The organism is Promicromonospora sp. NPDC019610 (assembly GCF_044389365.1).
In the GTDB taxonomy this organism is placed as follows: domain Bacteria; phylum Actinomycetota; class Actinomycetes; order Actinomycetales; family Cellulomonadaceae; genus Promicromonospora.
Window position 1 is genome coordinate 712,316 of the sequence record NZ_JBIRXX010000003.1, and the last position, 21,129, is coordinate 733,444.

The window sequence follows — 21,129 nt, forward strand, 5'->3', positions numbered from 1 at the left end:
GGCCACCCGCTCAGGTTTACGGCCTACCATGGGCGACGGCGAAAACTCGACGACGACCTGGGAGAACCCGCGTGTCCATCCTCGACAAGGTCCTTCGCATCGGCGAAGGACGTGTCCTGAAGAAGCTGCATAACGTGGCTGAGCAGGTCAACCGCTTGGAGCCCAGCTTCGTCGAGCTCAGCGACACCGAGCTGCGCGAGGAGACCGCCCGCTTCCGCGAGCGTCTCGAGCACGGCGCCGACCTGGACGAGCTCATGCCGGAGGCGTTCGCGGCGATCCGCGAGGCGGCCCGCCGCACGCTCGGCCAGCGGCACTTCGACGTGCAGATCATGGGTGGTGCGGCGCTGCACCTCGGCAACATCGCCGAGATGCGCACCGGTGAGGGCAAGACGCTGGTGGCGACCACCGCGGCGTACCTCAACGCGCTGTCCGGCGACGGCGTGCACGTCATCACCACGAACGACTACCTGGCCAAGTACCAGGGTGACCTGATGGGCCGCGTCTTCCGCTTCATGGGGATGACCACCGGCGTCATCCTGTCGGGCCAGACGCCGGCGCAGCGCCGCGAGATGTACGCCGCGGACATCACCTACGGCACGAACAACGAGTTCGGCTTCGACTACCTGCGCGACAACATGGCGTGGTCGACGGACGACCTGGTCCAGCGCGGGCACAACTTCGCGATCGTCGACGAGGTGGACTCGATCCTCATCGACGAGGCGCGCACCCCGCTGATCATCTCGGGCCCCGCGGCCGGCGACGCCAACCGCTGGTACACCGAGTTCGCCAAGGTCGTGCTGCGGCTGGTGCCGACCGTGGACTACGAGGTCGACGAGAAGAAGCGCACCGTCGGCGTGCTCGAGCCGGGCATCGCGAAGATCGAGGACTACCTCGGCATCGACAACCTGTACGAGTCGCTGAACACGCCGCTGATCGGCTTCCTGAACAACGCCATCAAGGCCAAGGAGCTGTTCAAGCGCGACAAGGACTACGTCGTGCTGAACGGCGAGGTCATGATCGTCGACGAGCACACGGGCCGTATCCTCGCGGGCCGGCGCTACAACGAGGGCATGCACCAGGCCATCGAGGCCAAGGAGGGCGTGGAGATCAAGGCGGAGAACCAGACGCTCGCCACGATCACCCTCCAGAACTACTTCCGCCTGTACGGCAAGCTCTCGGGCATGACCGGTACGGCCGAGACCGAGGCCGCCGAGTTCCAGGGCACCTACAAGCTCGGCGTCGTCCCGATCCCGACGAACAACCCGCCGCAGCGCCTCGACCAGCCCGACCTCGTCTACAAGAACGAGGACGGCAAGTTCAATGCGGTGGTCGCCGACATCGTGGAGCGGCACGCCTACGGGCAGCCGGTCCTGGTGGGCACCACCAGCGTCGAGAAGTCGGAGCTGCTGAGCGCCAAGCTGAAGAAGGCCGGCGTGCCGCACAACGTGCTCAACGCGAAGGAGCACGAGCGCGAGGCCGCGGTCGTCGCGATGGCGGGCCGCAAGGGCGCCGTCACGGTCGCCACGAACATGGCCGGCCGCGGTACCGACATCATGCTCGGCGGCAACGCCGAGTACCTGGCGGTGGCCGAGCTCGCGGAGCGGGGCCTCGACCCGGTCGAGACGCCGGAGGAGTACGAGGCCGCCTGGCCGGAGACGCTGGAGAAGGCGAAGGCGCGCGTCGCCGCCGAGCACGACGAGGTCAAGGCCGCCGGCGGCCTGTACGTGCTGGGCACGGAGCGGCACGAGTCCCGCCGCATCGACAACCAGCTGCGCGGTCGTTCCGGCCGCCAGGGCGACCCGGGGGAGTCCCGGTTCTACCTGTCGATGCAGGACGACCTGATGCGGCTGTTCAACTCCGGCCTCGCCGAGTCGATGATGAACCGCGCCGGGTTCCCGGACGACATGCCGCTGGAGTCCAAGATGGTCACGCGCGGCATCATGTCCGCGCAGGGCCAGGTGGAGTCCCGCAACTTCGAGATCCGCAAGAACGTCCTCAAGTACGACGACGTCCTGTCCCGCCAGCGCACGGTCATCTACGCCGAGCGCCTGCGGGTGCTGGAGGGCGAGGACCTGCGCGAGCAGGTGCAGCACTTCCTCACGGACACCATCACGGAGTACGTCACCAACGCGACCGCCGACGGCCCGCCCGAGCAGTGGGACCTCGACGCGCTGTGGACGGCGCTCAAGGCCGTCTACCCGGTGTCCCTGACGCCGGAGGAGGTCGTCGAGGAGGCCGGCGGGATCGACCGGCTCGGCGGCGACATGCTGCTGGAGGAGATCCTGTCCGACGCGCGGGTGGCCTACCAGGCACGCGAGGACGAGCTCTCGGCGCCGGCCATGCGCCAGCTCGAGCGCCGCGTGGTGCTCTCGGTGCTGGACCGCAAGTGGCGCGAGCACCTCTACGAGATGGACTACCTCAAGGAGGGCATCGGGCTGCGCGCCATGGCGCAGCGCGACCCGCTGGTCGAGTACCAGCGCGAGGGCTTCCAGCTCTTCCAGGCGATGACCGACGCCATCAAGGAGGAGTCGGTCGGGTTCCTGTTCAACCTCGAGGTCACGGTGCAGCAGCCGGGCGCCGAGCAGGGGGAGGACGGCGGCTCCGAGCTGCCCGCCGCCGGGCCGGTCCCGCCGCGCGGCCGCCTGGGCACGGGCCAGCCGGACGCCCCGCCCACCACGCAGATCCCGGTGGTCCAGCCTGCCTCGGCCCCGCGGCAGGGGCAGCAGCCGCCGCCCCCGCGCCAGCGCCGTGCGGCGGGTGCGGCCACCGAGCCGATCCTGCTCGCCAAGGGCCTCGACGCCCCGCGGCAGCAGCAGCCGCTGACGTACTCGGCCCCGAGCGAGGACGGCACGGGCTCGGCGTTCATGCAGTCGTCGGACGGCGCGCGCCGCCGGGCGTCCCTGCACGGCGAGGCGACGGCCGCCACGAGCGACGGCCGAACCTTCCCGGGCACGCCGCGCAACGCGCAGTGCCCGTGCGGTTCGGGCAAGAAGTACAAGGTCTGCCACGGGATCAACGAGGCCTGACCCGGCCTGGCCCCACGGCGAGGTAGAACCCTGGCGAGGTAGAACTGCGGTTCTACCTCGCCAGGGTTCTGTCTTGCTGGGGGCCGGCGCGTTGCCTCCACGGTCGGCAGCTTCCTGCGAGGTCGGCACTCTGCATCGAGGTCGGCACAGGCCTGTGCCGACCTCGATGCAGAGTGCCGACCATGCGCGGCAAACTGCCGACCACAGCAGCAGACTGCCGACCGCGGCCTCGGCGAGACGGGCGCCGGCGTGAGACAGGGCGCCCGTATGTCGGACGCTCCGGTTACCCTGGTCGCAACGTCCCGACCCGTGCGGAACCGCGCCGGGAGCGGACCGTCCCCCGAACACGAAAGCAGGATCGCTGTGCCTGTCCCCGAGCCCGCCCGCGGGCTGCGTGTCGCACTGCTGGGCTGTGGCGTCGTGGGCACCGAGGTGGCCCGGATGCTGCTGGAGCAGGGCACTGATCTCGCCGCCCGCGCGGGCGCTCCGCTGGACCTCGCCGGCATCGCCGTCCGTGACGCGAGCCGCCCCCGTGACGCCGCCATCCCGCCCGAGCTCCTCACGGAGGACGCCGGGTCACTGGTGGACGGCGCGGACATCGTCGTCGAGGTGATGGGCGGCACCGAGCCCGCGCGAGCCCTGCTGCTGCGTGCGATCGAGGGCGGCGCCGCCGTCGTCACCGCCAACAAGGCGCTGCTGGCCGCGGACGGCCCCACGCTCTACAAGGCGGCCGACTCCGCGGGTGTCGACATCTACTACGAGGCCGCCGTGGCGGGCGCCATCCCGATCGTGCGGCCCGTGCGCGAGTCGCTCGCGGGCGACCACGTGCGCCGGGTCCTGGGCATCGTCAACGGCACCACCAACTACGTGCTGGACCAGATGGCCACCGGCGGGCTCGACCTCGACCAGGCGGTCAAGCAGGCGCAGGAGCTCGGCTACGCCGAGGCCGACCCCACGGCCGACGTCGAGGGTTACGACGCCGCGGCCAAGGCAGCCATCCTGGCCAGCCTCGCCTTCCACACCCGCGTCTCCGCGGACGACGTCGCCCGGGAGGGCATCTCGGGCGTCACGTCGGACGACGTCGCGTGGGCCGCCCGCACCGGGCACACCGTGAAGCTGCTGGCCATCGCCGAGCAGACCGGCGAGGGCGTCTCCGTGCGCGTGCACCCGGCGCTCGTGCCGCTGGAGCACCCGCTGGCGGGCGTGAAGGGCGCGTTCAACGCGGTCTTCGTCGAGGCCGATGCCGCGGGGCCCCTCATGTTCTACGGCCAGGGCGCCGGCGGCCGGCCGACGGCGTCCGCGGTGCTGGGCGACGTCGTCTCGGCGGCGCGCCACCGTGTGCTCGGCGGCAAGGGCCCGCAGGAGTCCACGTACGCGGCCCGCCCGCTGCTCCCGGCGGACGCCGCCGTGACGCGCTACCAGGTGCGCCTGCTCGTCGCCGACCTCCCGGGCGTCCTCGCCCAGGTCGCGGGGGTCGTGGGCGACCACGGCGTCTCCATCGACACCGTGCGCCAGACCGGGCCCTCCGAGGGCACCGCCGAGCTGCTGCTGACCACCCACGCGGCCCGCGAGGCGTCGCTGGCCGCCACCATCGCGGCCGTGCGCACGCTCGAACCGGTCCGCGAGATCACGTCCGTCCTGAGAGTCGAAGGCTGAACCGTGCCCGTACTGCCCGCAGAACCGAACGTCCCGTCCGCCGGCCCGGACCGCGCCCCTGCCTCGCGCCTCTGGCGTGGCGTGATCGCCGAGTACGCGGACCGGCTGCCCGCCCACCTCCAGCAGAAGATCGTGACCCTGGGCGAGGGTGGTACGCCGCTGGTGCCTGCCCCGGCGCTGTCCGAGCGCACGGGTGCCGAGGTCTACGTCAAGGTCGAGGGCATGAACCCGACCGGCTCGTTCAAGGACCGCGGCATGACGGCCGCGATCTCCGCGGCCGCCGGCCGTGGCGCCCGCGCGGTCGTGTGCGCGTCGACGGGCAACACCTCGGCGTCGGCCGCGGCGTATGCGACGCGCGCCGGCATGGTCTGCGCGGTGCTCGTTCCGGACGGCAAGATCGCCATGGGCAAGCTGAGCCAGGCCGTGGCGCACGGAGCCCGTCTGCTGCAGGTGGACGGCAACTTCGACGACTGCCTCGTGGCGGCCCGCAAGCTCGCCGACACCCACCCCGTCGAGCTCGTGAACTCGGTGAACCCGGACCGGATCGAGGGCCAGAAGACCGCTGCCTTCGAGATCGTGGACGCCCTGGGCGACGCCCCGGACATCCACCTGCTGCCGGTCGGCAACGCCGGGAACATCACGGCCTACTGGAAGGGTTTCACCGAGTACGCCGAGGCGGGCGTCGCGAGCCGGACCCCGGCCATGTGGGGCTTCCAGGCCGCGGGCGCCGCCCCGATCGTCAAGGGCCACCCGATCGACGACCCGGACACGATCGCCACCGCCATCCGCATCGGCAACCCCGCCTCGTGGGAGCTGGCCGAGCAGGCCAGGGACACCTCGGGTGGCGTCATCGAGGCCGTCACCGACGAGCAGATCCTCGCGGCGCACCGGATCCTGTCGGCCGAGGTCGGCGTGTTCGTCGAGCCGGCGTCCGCCGCCGGTGTCGCGGGCCTGCTGGCCCGGCACGAGCGCGGCCTGGTGCCCGCGGGGGCGCGCATCACCATCACGGTGACCGGCCACGGGCTCAAGGACCCGAGCTGGGCGCTGCGCACGCCCGACGGCGGCGAGGTCGAGCCCGTACGGGTCTCCGCCGACGTCGTCTCGATCGCCGACGCGCTGTCACTCTGATGCAGCTCGGCGCCGACCACGTGCGGGTCCGGGTGCCCGCGACGAGCGCGAACCTCGGGCCCGGCTTCGACTCGCTGGGCCTCGCGCTCGCCCTGTACGACGAGGTCGAGGTGCGCCTGGTGGCGAGCTCCGACGTGGTCGTGGAGGTCGAGGGCGAGGGCGCCGGGGAGGTCCCGCTCGGGGAGGACCACCTGGTGGTGCGGGCGCTGCGCCGCACGCTGGACCTCGCGGGCGCCGTGCCCACCGGCATCCACATGACGTGCCACAACGTGATCCCGCACGGTCGCGGCCTCGGGTCGTCGTCGGCTGCCGTCGTGGCCGGGATCGTCGCCGCGCGCGCCCTGCTGGCCGACCCGCGGGCCATCGACGCCGCCACCGTGCTGGGCCTGGCCACGGAGTTCGAGGGGCACCCCGACAACGCCGCGCCCGCGATCCAGGGTGGCGCCACCGTCGCGTGGACCACCGGGGACGGCCCGCGCGCGGTCGGGCTGGACATCGACCCGGCGATCGAGGCCACCGTGCTGGTGCCCGACGTGCGGCTCGCGACCGCCCGCGCCAGGGCGGCCCTTCCCGCGCGGGTCTCGCACGGCGACGCCGCCTTCACGGCGGGCCGCGCGGCACTCCTCGTGGAGGCCCTGGCCCGGCGTCCGGAGCTCCTGTTCGACGCCACGGAGGACCGGCTGCACCAGTCGTACCGGGCGGGCGTCCTGGGCGCCTCCGCCGAGCTGCTGCGCGCGCTGCGCGAGGAGGGCGTACCGGCGACCGTGTCGGGCGCCGGGCCCACCGTCCTGGTGCTCGCCGGACCCGGGCACCGGGCCGCGCGCGACGCCGTCCTGCGGGATCTCGTGGACGAGACCGCGGGCTGGAGCCGGCTGAGCCCCGGGATCGATCTGACAGGTGCGCGTGCCCGGAGGATTGCCGGTAACACGGGTGCGCTATCGTCCGGCTCGTCGGGGGCAAAGAGAAGTCATGTCGGACCAGGATCACCAGCAGTACGGGGTGGTAGTATGCAGTGAACCTTCGGGATAGCACTCCTGAGCCATGGTGGCGGGAACACGGATTCAACATCGGTTCCTCACCGCCTACCCAGCGACAGTCTCAGCCGCTCAGCCGTGCCCGTAGCAGGCCGTGATCTACGGCCACCGCATCTCGCGAGAAGGCAGACAACGCCCCCGTCAGCCGTCTTCGCCGTACCACTGATGCGAGGTTTTCCGCGTTCCGGCCGTTCGGCGCCGGGCGCCCACTATCCCGCGGCCCGCGATCAGGCGACCAGCCGCAGTTCGAGGGGGAAGGGTCCTTCGTGACAGACACCACCGATAACGCTCAGTCAGCCACCGGCCGTGCGGCCGGCACCGGAGCGCTGAGCAGCATGCGCCTCGCCGAGCTCCAGGCACTCGCCGGAGACCTGGGCGTGAAGGGCACCTCCAGGATGCGCAAGAGCGACCTCGTGGACTCGATCCGCGAGAAGACGGGTGGCGCGACGAAGCGCCCGGCCCGTGCCGCTTCGATCCCGGAGCTGCCCACCACTGACAAGCCTGCCCGTAGCGAGGCGCCGGTCGCCGCCGCCGAGGTCACCACCTCGGGTGTGCGCGCCGCCGCGAGCACGGAAGCCGACAAGGCCGCCCGTCTCGCCCAGCTGGCCGACGCCGTCGCGGCGCCGCGGGAGCAGAACGGACGCCGTCGTGGCGCCGGACAGGGTGCCGCCGACGGCACCGCCGACAAGTCCGCCGAGGACAAGACCCGCAACGGCCAGGCCGCCAACGGCCGTGCCGCGCGCGGCGGTGCCGACCGCGGCGCCGAGCGCGCGGGCGACCGCACCGCCGACCGGTCCGAGCGGGGCACCACCCGGACCGTGGAGCGCACCGCCGACCGCGGCGCGGACCGCGGCGCCGACCGGACCGCCGCCGGCGACCTCGACGACGACCGCAACTCGCGCCGCCGCCGGGGCCGCGACCGGGGCCGGGACCGCAAGCGCGGCCGCGGCCGCCAGGGTCCGGACGTCGCGGGCCTCGAGAACGTCGAGGTGCGCGAGGACGACGTGCTGCTGCCCGTCGCCGGCATCCTCGACATCCTCGACAACTACGCGTTCGTGCGGACGTCGGGCTACCTGCCCGGCAACAACGACGTCTACGTGTCGCTGAACCAGGTCAAGAAGGCCGGCCTGCGCCGCGGCGACGCCGTCGTGGGCGCCGTGCGCCAGCCGCGCGAGGGCGAGGAGCCGCCGCAGCAGCCGACCGGCCGCAACGCCAAGGTCAACAAGTTCAACGCCCTGGTGCGCCTGGACACGGTGAACGGCATGACGCCGGAGGAGGCGCGGGAGCGCCCCGAGTTCACCAAGCTGACGCCGCTGTACCCGCAGGAGCGCCTGCGCCTGGAGAACCCCGAGGCGACCAAGCTGACGCCGCGCGTCATCGACATCGTCGCGCCGATCGGCAAGGGCCAGCGCGGCCTCATCGTCGCGCCGCCCAAGGCCGGCAAGACGCTGATGATGCAGCAGATCGCCAACGCGATCACCGCCAACAACCCTGAGGTCCACCTCATGGTCGTGCTGGTGGACGAGCGCCCCGAGGAGGTCACCGACTTCGAGCGCTCGGTCAAGGGCGAGGTCATCTCCTCGACCTTCGACCGCCACGCCTCGGACCACACGCTGGTCGCCGAGCTCGCCATCGAGCGCGCCAAGCGCCTCGTGGAGCTGGGCCAGGACGTCGTGGTGCTGCTCGACGGCATCACCCGCCTGTCGCGCGCCTACAACCTGGCCGCCCCGGCGTCGGGCCGCATCCTGTCCGGTGGTGTGGACGCCGCCGCGCTCTACCCGCCCAAGAAGTTCTTCGGCGCCGCCCGCAACATCGAGGACGGCGGCTCGCTGACCATCCTCGCGACGGCTCTCGTCGAGACCGGCTCGAAGATGGACGAGGTGATCTTCGAGGAGTTCAAGGGCACCGGCAACATGGAGCTGCGCCTGTCGCGGTCCCTGGCCGAGAAGCGCATCTTCCCGGCGATCGACGTCAACGGCTCGAGCACCCGGCGCGAGGAGATCCTCATGTCGAAGGACGAGCTCGCGATCGTCTACAAGCTGCGCCGCGTCATGGGCGCGCTCGACCAGACGCAGGCCGCCGAGCTGCTGCTCGGTCAGCTCAAGAAGACCAAGACGAACGTCGAGTTCCTGCTGCACGTGCAGAAGACGACGCCGGGTGGTCTCACCGAGGACGACAACGTCGGCGAGACCGTCTAGTCCGAACGGTCCATGTCACACCCCACTGCCTCGCCGATCCGGGCAAGGTAGTGGCACAATTACTGGCTGGCTCGCTGGTTCACGTCCTCGCGGTTCTGCAGGGCGACCCAGTGGCATCTCACCAAGGAGCAACATGAGGGCTGGAATCCACCCCGAGTACGTCGTCACCCAGGTCACCTGCACCTGCGGCAACACCTTCACGACGCGTAGCACCGAGACGTCCGGCAAGATCAGCGCCGACGTCTGCAGCGCCTGCCACCCGTTCTACACGGGCAAGCAGAAGATCATGGACACCGGTGGCCGCGTGGCCCGGTTCCAGGCGCGCTACGGCAAGAAGGCCGCCGACAAGTAGCGACTCCGCAGCGCCGGTGGTCCGGTCCGACAACCTCTCCAGGGGCAGTCGGGCGCCGGACCACCGGCGCTGTTGCTTTGCCCAGACCCGCCGCCGTACCAGGGAGAGATCGTGACCGAAGCGTTCGCCGCCGTCGGACCGCTGCTCAGCGAGCACGCCGAGATCGAGACGGCGCTGGCGGACCCCGCCGTGCACGCCGACCCGGGTCGCGCCCGCACGCTGGGCCGCCGGTACGCGGAGCTCAACCAGGTGGTGGGCGCGTACAAGGCGTGGGAGCAGGCGCACGACGACGCCGAGGCCGCCGCCGAGCTCGCGGCCGAGGACGCCTCGTTCGCCGAGGAGCTGCCCGCGCTCCGCGAGGCCGAGTCGACCGCGGAGGAGAAGCTGCGCCGGGTCCTGGTGCCGCGCGACCCCGACGACGGCCGCGACGTGATCCTCGAGATCAAGGCCGGCGAGGGCGGCGAGGAGTCCGCGCTGTTCGCGGGCGACCTGCTGCGCATGTACCTGCGGTACGCCGAGCAGCGCGGCTGGTCCACGCAGCTCCTGGAGGCCACGGCGTCCGACCTGGGCGGCTACAAGGACGTGCAGGTGGCGATCAAGGCCAAGAGTGTCCAGGGCCCCGAGGACGGCGTCTGGCACAGCCTGAAGTACGAGGGCGGTGTGCACCGCGTGCAGCGCGTGCCGGTCACCGAGTCGCAGGGCCGCATCCACACGTCGGCGGCGGGCGTGCTCGTGTTCCCCGAGGTCGACGACCCGGGGGAGCTCGAGATCGACCAGAACGACCTGCGCATCGACGTCTACCGGTCCTCCGGCCCGGGCGGGCAGTCCGTGAACACCACGGACTCCGCCGTGCGCATCACCCACGTGCCCACGGGCATCGTCGTCTCGATGCAGAACGAGAAGTCGCAGCTCCAGAACCGCGAGCAGGCGATGCGCGTGCTGCGGGCCCGGCTGCTCGCCGCGCAGCAGGAGGCCGCGGCCGCCGAGTCGGCCGAGCTGCGCCGCTCGCAGGTGCGTACCGTGGACCGGTCCGAGCGCATCCGCACGTACAACTTCCCGGAGAACCGGATCGCCGACCATCGCACGGGCTACAAGGCGTACAACCTCGACCAGGTGCTCGACGGAGACCTGGGTCCTGTGGTCCGCTCCGCGATCGACGCCGACGAGGCCGCCCGGCTCGCCGAGGCCTCCGGTGTCTGACGGAGGGCCCGTGGCAGGCCCGGGCTCCGAGGCCGGCCCGGCGTCCGGGCCCGGCCCGGCCTCCGGGAGCCGCACGCCCGGTCCGTGCGCCCCGGGTCTGGCGGCCGGCGGCGCGGTCGGGCAGGCTTTTGTCGTGGTCGGAGGAGTGCGGTGAGCGCGCAGCTGTTGAAGTGGGCCCATGAGGAGCTGGCGGACGCCGGGGTCGGGTCGCCCCAGGCAGACGCGGAGGCGCTGCTGGCGTACGCCCTCGGGGTGGACCGCGGGGAGCTGCTGCGGCTGACCGTGCTCGGTCGCGAGGTACCCGACGACGCGGCCGCCGCGTTCGCGCGCCTGGTCGCCCGGCGGGCCGCCCGTGAGCCCCTGCAGCATCTGACCGGCGTCGCGCCGTTCCGGCACCTGGAGCTGGCCGTCGGCCCGGGGGTGTTCGTGCCGCGGCCCGAGACGGAGGAGGTCGCCCAGGTGGCGATCGACGAGGCCGCCAAGGTCGTGGGCGAGCGGGGCGGCGCCGTCGTCGTCGACCTGTGCACCGGGTCCGGGGCCATCGCGCTGGCCGTGGCCACCGAGGTGCCCGGCGCGCGGGTGCACGCCGTCGAGCTGGACAAGGACGCCCACGCGTGGGCGGCGCGGAACGTCGACACCCTGAGCGCCGTCGCCGCGGGCCTGGACCCCGCCGCGGCGGCGGACCCGCAGGCGGACCCCGACTCGGCCCCCGAGCGGATCGTCCGGCTGGTCAAGGGCGACGCCCGCACGGCCCTGTACGGGGTCGACGGGACGGCCGACGTCGTCGTCTCGAACCCGCCCTACGTCCCGTCGGACGCCGTGCCCGTGGACCCGGAGGTCGCCGAGCACGACCCGGCCGTCGCGCTGTACGGGCTGGGGCCCGACGGGCTGGAGGTGCCGCGCGGCATCACGGACGCCGCCGCGCGCCTGCTGCGGGCCGGCGGCCTGTACGTCATGGAGCACGCGGAGGTCCAGGCGGAGGCCGCGCGGGCGATGGTCGCGGCCGCGCGCGACACCGAGGGCAGGCCCGTGTTCGGGGAGCCGGAGACGCGCAAGGACCTGACCGGCCGGCCCCGCATGGTGGTCGCACGCCGGCTGGACCGTCCCGGGCCCGGATCGTGAAAGACTGGTCCGCGTGAGTGTGCCTGTGCAGCCCGTGCTCGACGCCACCGACCCGCAGTCCTGGGGCCCCGCGATCGACGAGGCAGTGAATGCGATCTCCCGTGGCGGCCTCGTGGTCCTGCCCACCGACACCGTGTACGGCATCGCGGCCGACGCGTTCGACGAGGTCGCGGTCGCGGCCCTGCTCGCGGCCAAGGGCCGCGGGCGGCAGATGCCGCCGCCGGTCCTCGTGGGTGAGGTCGCGACGCTCGACGGCCTCGCCACCGACGTGCCCGACGAGGCCCGCAAGCTGGTCGAGGCCTTCTGGCCCGGCGGGTTCACCGTCATCCTGAACGCGCAGCCGTCGCTGCAGTGGGACCTCGGCGACACGGGCGGCACCGTCGCCCTGCGCATGCCGGACCACCCCGCGGCACTCGCCCTCCTGAAGCGCACCGGCCCGCTGGCCGTCTCCAGCGCGAACAAGTCCGGCAGCCCCGCCGCGCAGGACGTGGCGGACGCCGTGTCCCAGCTCGGGGCGTCGGTCGCGATCTACCTCGACGGGGGAGCGGCGCCCGGCGGCGTCGCCTCCACGATCGTGGACGCGACCGGGCCGGTGCTGCGGGTCGTCCGCGAGGGCGCCGTGCCGCTGGACGAGCTGCGGAAGATCACGGATGTCGAAGGCCCTGCGGCGTCGCCGGAGGACGACCCGATCGCGCCCCCGGCCCCCGCCGCGGAGGACGACGAGTGAGGGTGTACCTGCTCCTGATGCTCGTGGCCGCCGCGGTCACGTTCCTGACCACGCCCTTCGCGCGCTGGGTCGCGCTCAAGACCTCGGCCATCTCCGCCGTGCGGGCCCGCGACGTGCACTCCGTGCCGACGCCCCGGCTCGGCGGGCTCGCCATGCTGATCGGCATCGTCGTCTCGGTCATGCTGGCCTCCCAGATGCCGTTCCTGTCAGGGGTCTTCGAGGACCGCCAGGCGTGGGGCATCGTGGGCGGTGCCGCGATCGTGTGCGCGCTCGGCTGGGCCGACGACAAGTGGGACCTCGACTGGGTCACCAAGCTCGCGGGCCAGGTGCTGGCCGCCGGGTTCATGGCGCTGCAGGGCGTCCAGCTCATCACGCTGCCGATCGCCGGGACGACCATCCCGTCGTCGCGCATGTCGCTCGTGGTGACGGTCCTGGCCGTCGTGGTCGCGATGAACGCCGTGAACTTCGTGGACGGCCTCGACGGCCTGGCCGCCGGCATCGTCGCGATCGGCGGCGCCGCCTTCTTCCTGTACACCTACGGGCTCACCCAGCAGGTCTCGGCAGAGGACTACTCCTCCCTGGCCTCGCTGATGATGGCGGTGCTCGTGGGCGTGTGCGTGGGCTTCCTGCCCTACAACTTCCATCCGGCGAGCATCTTCATGGGCGACGCCGGGTCGATGCTGATCGGCCTCGTCATGGCCGGCGCGGCGATCACCGTGACCGGCAACGTCACGCCCGACGTGATGACCGGCTCGCAGGCCCTGCCCGCGTTCATCCCGCTGCTCCTGCCGGTGGCGGTGCTCATGCTGCCGCTGCTGGACATGGGGCTCGCGGTGATCCGGCGGCTGGCCGCCGGCAAGTCGCCCATGGCGCCCGACCGCATGCACCTGCACCACCGCATGCTGGCCCTCGGCCACTCGCACCGCCGCGCCGTCGTGATCCTGTACGTGTGGACCGCCGTGTTCGCCTTCAGCGCCGCGGCCCTCGTCCAGTGGGACTGGGAGATCGTGCTGATCTGGACCACCGTGTTCGTGGTGCTCGCGCTGCTGGCCACCCTCGGCCCGCTCCGCAACCGCGGCCGGTTCCTGGACGACGACGTCGCGCTGTCGGGGCAGACCCCCATGGTGCCCGCCGCCGTCGGGGCCGGCAGCGTACCGGCCGCCGTCGCACCGCAGAGCGCCACGGAGAGTGTCGCCGCGCAGACCACCGTCAAGACCAAGGAGACCGTCGAATGACCGAGCAGGCACCCGATGCCCCCGACGCGCCCCGGGGCGCTGCCGAGCAGGCGGTGCTGCGTGCGGCCCTGCGTGACTGCCTGATCCTCGTGGGCGGCCTCGCCGTCCTGGGGTCGCTGGTCGGTCTGCTGGTCGCGGGCCTGCCCGGGCTGTGGGGCGCCCTGATCGGCGCCGCGCTCGCCGCGTTCTTCTGCGCCACCACGGTGTGGTCCATGCTCTACACCGTCGGCAAGGGGCCGGCCGCCATGGGCGCCGTGGTGATGGGCAGCTGGCTCGCCAAGATGGTGGTGCTGATCGTCGTCCTGGTGATCATCACGCAGTTCGACTTCTACGACCGGGTCGTCCTGTTCGTCGTGCTGCTGCTGGGCGCCGTCGGCTCCGCGCTGCTCGACTACCGCGCGGTCCGGAACGGCCGCCTGCCGTACGTCGAGCCCGAGGCTCAGCCCGACACCAAGCCCTGACCGGACCCCATGAGCGGCCCACGACCTGACGCGGGGTTGCGCAATAAGTCACAAGGGGCCGTGTCATGCGGTTCTACGGCCGGAACCGCATGGGACATAGGTTAGGCTTACGACGAATCCATGACGGCCAGGCCCGACGGCGCGCCCGTTCCGCCACACAGCGGGAAACGCGCGCGGGGCCGAATGACCACCTGGGAGTCCTCCTGTCCACGTATGCGACGTCCGTAATCCTCGCCGCCACCGAAGGCCACGAGGGTGAGGGCGGCTTCCACACGCCGTCGATCGCCGACTTCTTCCCGTCGGCCATTCTCTTCGAGGGCACAATCTTCCAGATCGACCGCATCTGGATCATCCGCATCATCGCCACGCTGGTGCTGCTGTCGGTCTTCCTGATCGCCGCGCGCCGCGCCAAGGTGGTGCCGGGCCGCTTCCAGGCCGGCGTCGAGTACCTGCTGGACTTCGTCCGGGTGCAGATCGCCGAGGAGATCCTGGGCAAGGACAACGCCAAGCGTTTCGTCCCCATGCTGACCACGATCTTCCTGGCGATCCTGGCGTTCAACGTCACCAGCGTCATCCCGGGCCTGAACCTGGCCGGTACCTCGCGGATCGGCATCCCGCTGCTGCTCGCGCTCTGGGTGTTCGTCACCTACTGGGCCGTCGGCATCCGGAAGCACGGCCTGGGCGGCTACCTCAAGGCGAACCTGTTCCCGCCCGGCGTGCCGTGGCCGATCTACTTCATCCTGACGCCGATCGAGCTGCTCCAGCTCCTGGTCATCCGGCCGGGCTCGCTGGCGGTCCGACTCGTGGCCAACATGGTCGCCGGTCACATCATGCTGGTGCTCTGCTTCGCCGCCACGCAGTTCTTCGTCGTGGACTCCGCGGGCGGCGGGCTGATGGCCTTCGGCATCCTGACCCTGCCCGCCGGCCTGTTCGTGACGCTCTTCGAGCTCCTGGTCGCGTTCCTGCAGGCGTACATCTTCGCGCTGCTGGCCGCGGTCTACATCAACATGTCGCTGGAGGAGGAGCACTGACGGTGCTCGCTCCTCCGGGCGGCGCTGCACAGCTTCACCTGGAAAACCCGCGACGGGCGCACCAGCGCCTTCGCACACCACGCGACGCCGCACCATCCGGTGCGGCGCCCAACGGAAGGAAGACGCAAGTGGACGTCACCACTCTCGCCGCAGTGACCGGTAACCTGAACGCTGTCGGCTACGGCCTCGCCGCGACCGGCCCGGGTATCGGTCTCGGCATCCTCATCGGCAAGACGATCGAGGGTATGGCCCGCCAGCCCGAGGTCGCCGGCCAGCTCCGCGCCACCATGTTCCTGGGTGTCGCGTTCGTCGAGGTGCTCGCGCTTCTCGGCCTGGTCGCCGGCTTCCTCTTCCCCGCCGCGTGATGGCTGCGCTCACGGGCGCTGCCGGGGTCGTGGCGGCGCAGACAGAGGAGCCCGCGGGCATCGACCTGTTCCTGCCCGCCGGATACGACCTGCTGTGGTCGACGGTGATCCTGTTGATCATCGCCGTGGCGTTCTACAAGTTCATCCTGCCGCCGATGAACAAGATCCTGGACGAGCGCGCCACCCTCATCGAGGGCGGCATCGAGAAGGCCGAGGCCGCGCAGAAGGCGGCCGACGAGGCTCTGGCGCAGCAGCAGGCGCTGCTGGCCGAGGCTCGTGCCGACGCCGCGCAGGTCCGCGAGGAGGCGCGTGCCGAGGGCACCGCCATCGTCAAGGACCTCAAGGCCAAGGCGAGCGAGGAGGCGGAGCGCATCACCGAGACCGCGCACCGTCAGATCGAGGCCGAGCGGCAGGCCGCGTCGGTGTCCCTGCGCACCGAGGTCGGCGCGCTCGCGACCGAGCTCGCGTCGAAGATCGTGGGCGAGTCCCTCGAGGACTCGGCCCGGCAGTCGCGCGTGGTCGACCGGTTCCTCGACGAGCTCGAGGCGAGCCAGGCCGTGGCAAGCAACAAGGAGGCGTGATGCGGGGATCGAGCGGGGCATCGCTGACGGCGGCGCAGGAGCGCTTCGAGCCGGTGCTGCGTGCCGCGGGTGCGGACGCGCTGACGCTGGGGGAGCAGCTGCTCACCCTGGTGTCGGCGCTCGACGACTCCGCCGCGCTGCGCCGCTCGCTCGCCGACCCCTCCCGCGAGGGCGAGGCCAAGGCCGGCCTGGTGGCCAGCCTGCTGCGCGGCTTCGACGAGCGCGTGGTCGACCTCGTGTCCGGGCTCGTCCGGGCACGCTGGTCGAGCGACGAGGACCTGGCCGATGCCGTCGAGCGCCTCGGCGTGGATGCCGTGCTGGCTTCCGCCGAGGCGCGCGGCGCGCTGGAGACGGTCGAGGACGAGCTGTTCCGGCTCAGCCGGTCGCTCGTCGGCCAGCGGGAGGCCAAGCAGGTCCTCTCGGACGCCTCGACCGCTCCGGAGCGCCGTGTGGCGCTCGTGGACGCACTGGTCGGTGGCAAGGTCGACACCGTGACCCAGCGCCTGGCGCAGCGCGCGACGTCGTCGCTGCGTGGCCGTCGCTTCGTGCAGACGATCGGCTGGTTCGGCGAGGTCGCGGCGGAACGCCGTCAGCGCCTCGTCGCCGCCGTGACGAGTGCGACGGTGCTGACGCGCGAGCAGGAGGAGCGCCTCGGCGCCATCCTCCAGCGCTCGTACGGCAAGCCCGTCCAGCTGAACGTCACCGTGGACCCCACCGTCGTCGGGGGCATGCGCATCCAGGTCGGCGCGGACGTCGTCGACTCCACCGTCCTGTCGCGCCTTGCTGACGCTCAGCGTCGTCTGGCCGGCTGAAAACGTGAACAAGAACCTTCCGCCGCGGCTCTCGCGGCCACGACAGGAGAAGAGCAATGGCTGAGCTGACGATCCGGCCGGACGAGGTCCGGGCCGCACTGGACAGCTTCGTGAAGGCCTACGAGCCCCAGGAAGCGGTCACCGAGGAGGTGGGCCGCGTCGCGTACGCCGCGGACGGCATCGCCCGCGTCGAGGGCCTCCCGGGCGTGATGGCCAACGAGCTGCTGCGCTTCGAGGACGGCACGCTCGGCCTCGCGCAGAACCTGGACGTCCGCGAGATCGGTGTGGTCGTCCTGGGCGAGTTCACCGGCATCGAGGAGGGCCAGGAGGTCCGCCGCACCGGTGAGGTGCTCTCGGTCCCCGTGGGCGAGGGCTACCTCGGCCGCGTGGTCGACCCGCTGGGCACCCCCATCGACGGCCTGGGCGAGATCGCCACCGAGGGCACCCGTGCCCTGGAGCTGCAGGCGCCCGGCGTCATGCAGCGCAAGTCGGTGCACGAGCCGCTGCAGACCGGCATCAAGGCGATCGACTCGATGATCCCGATCGGCCGTGGTCAGCGTCAGCTGATCATCGGCGACCGCCAGACCGGCAAGACGGCGATCGCGGTCGACACGATCATCAACCAGAAGGCGAACTGGGAGACCGGCGACCCGAACCAGCAGGTCCGCTGCATCTACGTCGCCATCGGCCAGAAGGGCTCGACCATCGCCTCCGTGCGTGGCGCCCTGGAGGAGGCTGGCGCGCTCGAGTACACGACCATCGTCGCGGCTCCGGCGTCCGACCCGGCCGGCTTCAAGTACCTGGCCCCGTACACCGGCTCGGCCATCGGCCAGCACTGGATGTACTCGGGCAAGCACGTCCTGATCATCTTCGACGACCTGTCGAAGCAGGCCGAGGCCTACCGTGCCGTGTCGCTGCTGCTGCGCCGTCCGCCGGGCCGCGAGGCCTACCCGGGTGACGTGTTCTACCTGCACTCCCGTCTGCTGGAGCGTTGTGCGAAGCTCTCGGACGAGCTGGGCGCGGGCTCGATGACCGGTCTGCCGATCATCGAGACCAAGGCGAACGACGTCTCGGCGTACATCCCGACCAACGTCATCTCCATCACGGACGGCCAGATCTTCCTGCAGTCCGACCTGTTCAACGCCGACCAGCGCCCCGCCGTGGACGTCGGTATCTCGGTCTCCCGAGTCGGTGGCGACGCGCAGATCAAGGCGATGAAGAAGGTCTCCGGCACGCTGAAGCTGGAGCTGGCGCAGTTCCGCTCGCTCGAGGCGTTCGCGATGTTCGCGTCCGACCTGGACGCCGCGTCGCGCGCCCAGCTGCAGCGCGGCGCCGTCCTGACGGAGCTGCTCAAGCAGCCCCAGTACTCGCCGTACGCGGTCGAGGACCAGGTCGCGGCCGTGTGGGCCGGTACCAAGGGCAAGCTGGACGACGTCGCGGTCGAGGACGTCAAGCGGTTCGAGTCCGAGCTGCTGGACCACCTGCGCCGCAAGACGGACGTGCTCTCCACGATCCGCGAGACCGGCAAGCTGGAGTCCGACACGGAGGAGGCGCTCAGCGCCGCCGTGGACGACTTCCGTGCCGGCTTCCAGCGGGCCGACGGCACCGCGCTCGTCGGTGGTGAGGTCGAGGGCGACGTGGACGTCCAGCAGGAGCAGATCGTCGTCAAGAAGAAGGCCTGACCGTGGCCGGTGGAGCTCAGCGCATCTACAAGGCGCGGATCAAGTCGACGCAGTCGCTGAAGAAGATCTTCCGCGCGCGTGAGCTGATCGCCGCGTCCCGCATCGGCAAGGCCCGGGCGGCGGCAGCGGCGGCGGCGCCGTATGCACAGGCGATCACCCGCGCGGTGTCGGCTGTCGCGTCGCACACCGACGTCGACCACCCGCTCACGCGGGAGGAGGGCGGCAACCGCGTCGCCGTCCTCGTGGTCTCCTCCGACGCAGGCATGGCCGGCTCCTACCCGATGGCGATCGTCCGCGAGGCCGAGAAGCTCATCGGGCAGCTGACGGCCGAGGGCAAGGAGGTCGTGCTCTATGTGGCCGGCCGCCGCGCGATCGCGTACTACACGTTCCGCGGGCGGGAGATCGCCAAGAGCTGGTCGTACGGTTCGGAGAAGCCGACGCGCGAGGCGGCCGAGGACATCGCGGAGACGCTGCTCGAGGTGTTCCTCGCGGAGGAGCCCGACGGCGGTGTCAGCGAGCTGCACGTGGTCTCCACGCTGTTCGTCAACATGGTGACGCAGCGCGCCCGCGTGGTGCGCATGCTGCCGCTCGAGGTGGTCGAGGGCGTCTCCGAGGCCGACGAGCACGAGGCCCTGCCGCTCTACGACTTCGAGCCGTCGCCCGAGGCCGTGCTGGACGAGCTGCTCCCGCGCTACGTGCAGCAGCGCATCTACGCGATGCTGCTCGACGCCGCCGCGTCCGAGCTCGCCGCGCGGCAGCGGGCCATGCACACGGCGACCGACAACGCCGAGGACCTGATCCGCACGTACACCCGACTGGCCAACCAGGCCCGCCAGGCCGACATCACCCAGGAGATCAGCGAGATCGTCTCCGGTGCTGACGCCCTGGCGTCCTGAACCAACCGAAAAGACTCCCCGCCGGAGGACCCTCCGGCCCACCGAAGCGAGGCAACCATGACCGCCACCACCGTGGAATCACCTCACGGCGCGGCCCCGACCGAGCCGGCAACTGGCCGGGTCGCTCGGGTGATCGGCCCCGTCGTGGACATCGAGTTCCCCGAGGACGCGATCCCCGACATCTACAACGCGCTGACCGTCCAGATCGACCTGTCCGGCCAGGGCGAGGACGAGAACACGTTCACCCTGACCCTCGAGGTCGAGCAGCACCTGGGCGACTCCCTGGTGCGTGCCATCGCGCTCAAGCCGACCGACGGCCTGGTCCGCGGCGCCGTGGTGACCGACACGGGCGAGCCCATCAGCGTGCCCGTCGGCGACATCACCAAGGGCCGCGTCTTCAACGTCACCGGCGAGGTCCTGAACCTCGCCGAGGGCGAGAAGTTCGAGGTCACCGAGCGCTGGCCGATCCACCGCAAGGCGCCGGCCTTCGACCAGCTCGAGTCGAAGACCACGATGTTCGAGACGGGCATCAAGTCCATCGACCTGCTGACCCCGTACGTGCAGGGTGGCAAGATCGGTCTCTTCGGTGGTGCGGGCGTCGGCAAGACGGTCCTCATCCAGGAGATGATCCAGCGTGTGGCCCAGGACCACGGTGGTGTGTCGGTGTTCGCCGGTGTCGGCGAGCGCACCCGTGAGGGCAACGACCTGATCGCCGAGATGGACGAGGCGGGTGTCTTCGACAAGACCGCCCTCGTCTTCGGCCAGATGGACGAGCCGCCGGGCACGCGTCTGCGCGTGGCCCTGTCGGCGCTGACGATGGCGGAGTACTTCCGTGACGTGCAGCAGCAGGACGTGCTGCTCTTCATCGACAACATCTTCCGCTTCACGCAGGCCGGTTCCGAGGTCTCCACGCTGCTCGGCCGTATGCCGTCCGCCGTGGGCTACCAGCCGAACCTGGCCGACGAGATGGGCCTCCTCCAGGAGCGCATCACCTCGACGCGTGGTCACTCCATCACGTCGCTGCAGGCCATCTACGTGCCGGCTGACGACTACACAGACCCGGCCCCGGCCACGACGTTCGCCCACCTGGACGCGACGACCGAGCTCTCCCGTGAGATCGCGTCGAAGGGTCTGTACCCGGCGATCGACCCGCTGGCCTCCACCTCGCGCATCCTCGACCCGCGGTACGTGGGCCAGGAGCACTACGATGTGGCCACCGAGGTCAAGTCGATCCTGCAGCGCAACAAGGAGCTGCAGGACATCATCGCCATCCTCGGTGTGGACGAGCTCTCGGAGGAGGACAAGACGGTCGTCGCGCGTGCGCGTCGCATCCAGCAGTTCCTCTCCCAGAACACCTACATGGCCGAGAAGTTCACGGGCGTGGTGGGCTCGACGGTGCCGCTGTCGGAGACCATCGAGGCGTTCAAGAAGATCTGCGCCGGTGAGTTCGACCACATCGCCGAGCAGGCCTTCTACAACATCGGCGGGCTTGAGATGCTCGAGGAGAACTGGGCACGGATCCAGAAGGAGTACGGGGCCTGAGGTCTCGTCCGTCCCCCCGTGCGTGATGCCGCCCCGCCGGACCCCTTAGAATCGGGCAACCCGGCAGGGGTGGCAGCACGC

Annotated in this window: 18 protein-coding genes; all 18 read left to right on the plus strand. The window is 71.4% G+C overall.

Annotated features, from left to right (window positions below; all coding sequences use genetic code 11):
- The first annotated feature begins 71 nt into the window (after nt 1–71).
- On the plus strand, nt 72–3,026 hold the full coding sequence (gene secA, locus ACH45N_RS24280) for a preprotein translocase subunit SecA (RefSeq protein WP_397398512.1): 2,955 nt from the start codon (nt 72–74) through the stop codon (nt 3,024–3,026).
- A gap of 363 nt (nt 3,027–3,389) precedes the next feature.
- A complete protein-coding gene (locus ACH45N_RS24285; RefSeq protein WP_397398513.1) occupies nt 3,390–4,682 on the plus strand; it encodes a homoserine dehydrogenase in 1,293 nt (430 codons plus the stop codon).
- Between the two features lie 12 nt (nt 4,683–4,694).
- Nucleotides 4,695–5,810, plus strand: a complete 1,116-nt coding sequence (gene thrC / locus ACH45N_RS24290) for a threonine synthase (RefSeq protein ID WP_397398638.1) — start codon at nt 4,695–4,697, stop codon at nt 5,808–5,810.
- Nucleotides 5,810–6,826, plus strand: coding sequence for a homoserine kinase (gene thrB, locus ACH45N_RS24295; protein WP_397398514.1), 1,017 nt, complete (start codon nt 5,810–5,812; stop codon nt 6,824–6,826). Before thrC ends, thrB begins: the two co-directional genes overlap by 1 nt.
- A 353-nt stretch (nt 6,827–7,179) precedes the next feature.
- Nucleotides 7,180–9,042, plus strand: a complete 1,863-nt coding sequence (rho, locus tag ACH45N_RS24300) for a transcription termination factor Rho (protein WP_397398639.1) — start codon at nt 7,180–7,182, stop codon at nt 9,040–9,042.
- A gap of 133 nt (nt 9,043–9,175) precedes the next feature.
- The gene (gene rpmE, locus ACH45N_RS24305; RefSeq protein ID WP_119142620.1) at nt 9,176–9,394 is read left to right on the plus strand and encodes a 50S ribosomal protein L31; all 219 of its coding nucleotides are present in this window, start codon (nt 9,176–9,178) and stop codon (nt 9,392–9,394) included.
- Between the two features lie 111 nt (nt 9,395–9,505).
- Complete coding sequence (gene prfA / locus ACH45N_RS24310) at nt 9,506–10,594, plus strand: peptide chain release factor 1 (protein WP_397398516.1); 1,089 nt, start codon at nt 9,506–9,508, stop codon at nt 10,592–10,594.
- A 150-nt stretch (nt 10,595–10,744) separates the two neighbouring features.
- A complete protein-coding gene (gene prmC / locus ACH45N_RS24315; protein WP_397398517.1) occupies nt 10,745–11,716 on the plus strand; it encodes a peptide chain release factor N(5)-glutamine methyltransferase in 972 nt (323 codons plus the stop codon).
- 19 nt (nt 11,717–11,735) lie between these two features.
- The gene (locus ACH45N_RS24320) at nt 11,736–12,443 is read left to right on the plus strand and encodes an L-threonylcarbamoyladenylate synthase (RefSeq protein WP_397398640.1); all 708 of its coding nucleotides are present in this window, start codon (nt 11,736–11,738) and stop codon (nt 12,441–12,443) included.
- Entirely contained in the window at nt 12,440–13,678 is a 1,239-nt protein-coding gene (locus tag ACH45N_RS24325; protein WP_397398518.1) for an MraY family glycosyltransferase, read from the plus strand. Before ACH45N_RS24320 ends, ACH45N_RS24325 begins: the two co-directional genes overlap by 4 nt.
- Nucleotides 13,675–14,139 carry a hypothetical protein gene (locus ACH45N_RS24330; RefSeq protein WP_397398519.1) on the plus strand — a complete coding sequence of 155 codons (465 nt, stop codon included), beginning with the start codon at nt 13,675–13,677 and terminating at the stop codon, nt 14,137–14,139. The genes ACH45N_RS24325 and ACH45N_RS24330 overlap by 4 nt, the downstream gene beginning before the upstream one ends.
- Nucleotides 14,140–14,204: 65 nt before the next feature.
- Nucleotides 14,205–15,170 (plus strand): F0F1 ATP synthase subunit A, encoded by a 966-nt coding sequence (gene atpB, locus ACH45N_RS24335; RefSeq protein WP_397398520.1) that lies wholly within the window; start codon nt 14,205–14,207, stop codon nt 15,168–15,170.
- Nucleotides 15,171–15,298: 128 nt separating this feature from the next.
- The gene (locus tag ACH45N_RS24340; RefSeq protein ID WP_397398521.1) at nt 15,299–15,535 is read left to right on the plus strand and encodes an ATP synthase F0 subunit C; all 237 of its coding nucleotides are present in this window, start codon (nt 15,299–15,301) and stop codon (nt 15,533–15,535) included.
- Complete coding sequence (locus tag ACH45N_RS24345; RefSeq protein WP_397398522.1) at nt 15,535–16,116, plus strand: F0F1 ATP synthase subunit B; 582 nt, start codon at nt 15,535–15,537, stop codon at nt 16,114–16,116. The genes ACH45N_RS24340 and ACH45N_RS24345 overlap by 1 nt, the downstream gene beginning before the upstream one ends.
- On the plus strand, nt 16,116–16,928 hold the full coding sequence (locus ACH45N_RS24350) for a F0F1 ATP synthase subunit delta (protein ID WP_397398523.1): 813 nt from the start codon (nt 16,116–16,118) through the stop codon (nt 16,926–16,928). The genes ACH45N_RS24345 and ACH45N_RS24350 overlap by 1 nt, the downstream gene beginning before the upstream one ends.
- 56 nt (nt 16,929–16,984) lie before the next feature.
- Nucleotides 16,985–18,610, plus strand: coding sequence for a F0F1 ATP synthase subunit alpha (gene atpA / locus ACH45N_RS24355; RefSeq protein ID WP_397398524.1), 1,626 nt, complete (start codon nt 16,985–16,987; stop codon nt 18,608–18,610).
- A gap of 2 nt (nt 18,611–18,612) precedes the next feature.
- Entirely contained in the window at nt 18,613–19,506 is an 894-nt protein-coding gene (locus tag ACH45N_RS24360; RefSeq protein WP_397398525.1) for a F0F1 ATP synthase subunit gamma, read from the plus strand.
- Between the two features lie 57 nt (nt 19,507–19,563).
- Nucleotides 19,564–21,048 (plus strand): F0F1 ATP synthase subunit beta, encoded by a 1,485-nt coding sequence (gene atpD, locus ACH45N_RS24365; RefSeq protein WP_397398526.1) that lies wholly within the window; start codon nt 19,564–19,566, stop codon nt 21,046–21,048.
- Nucleotides 21,049–21,129: the final 81 nt, after the last annotated feature.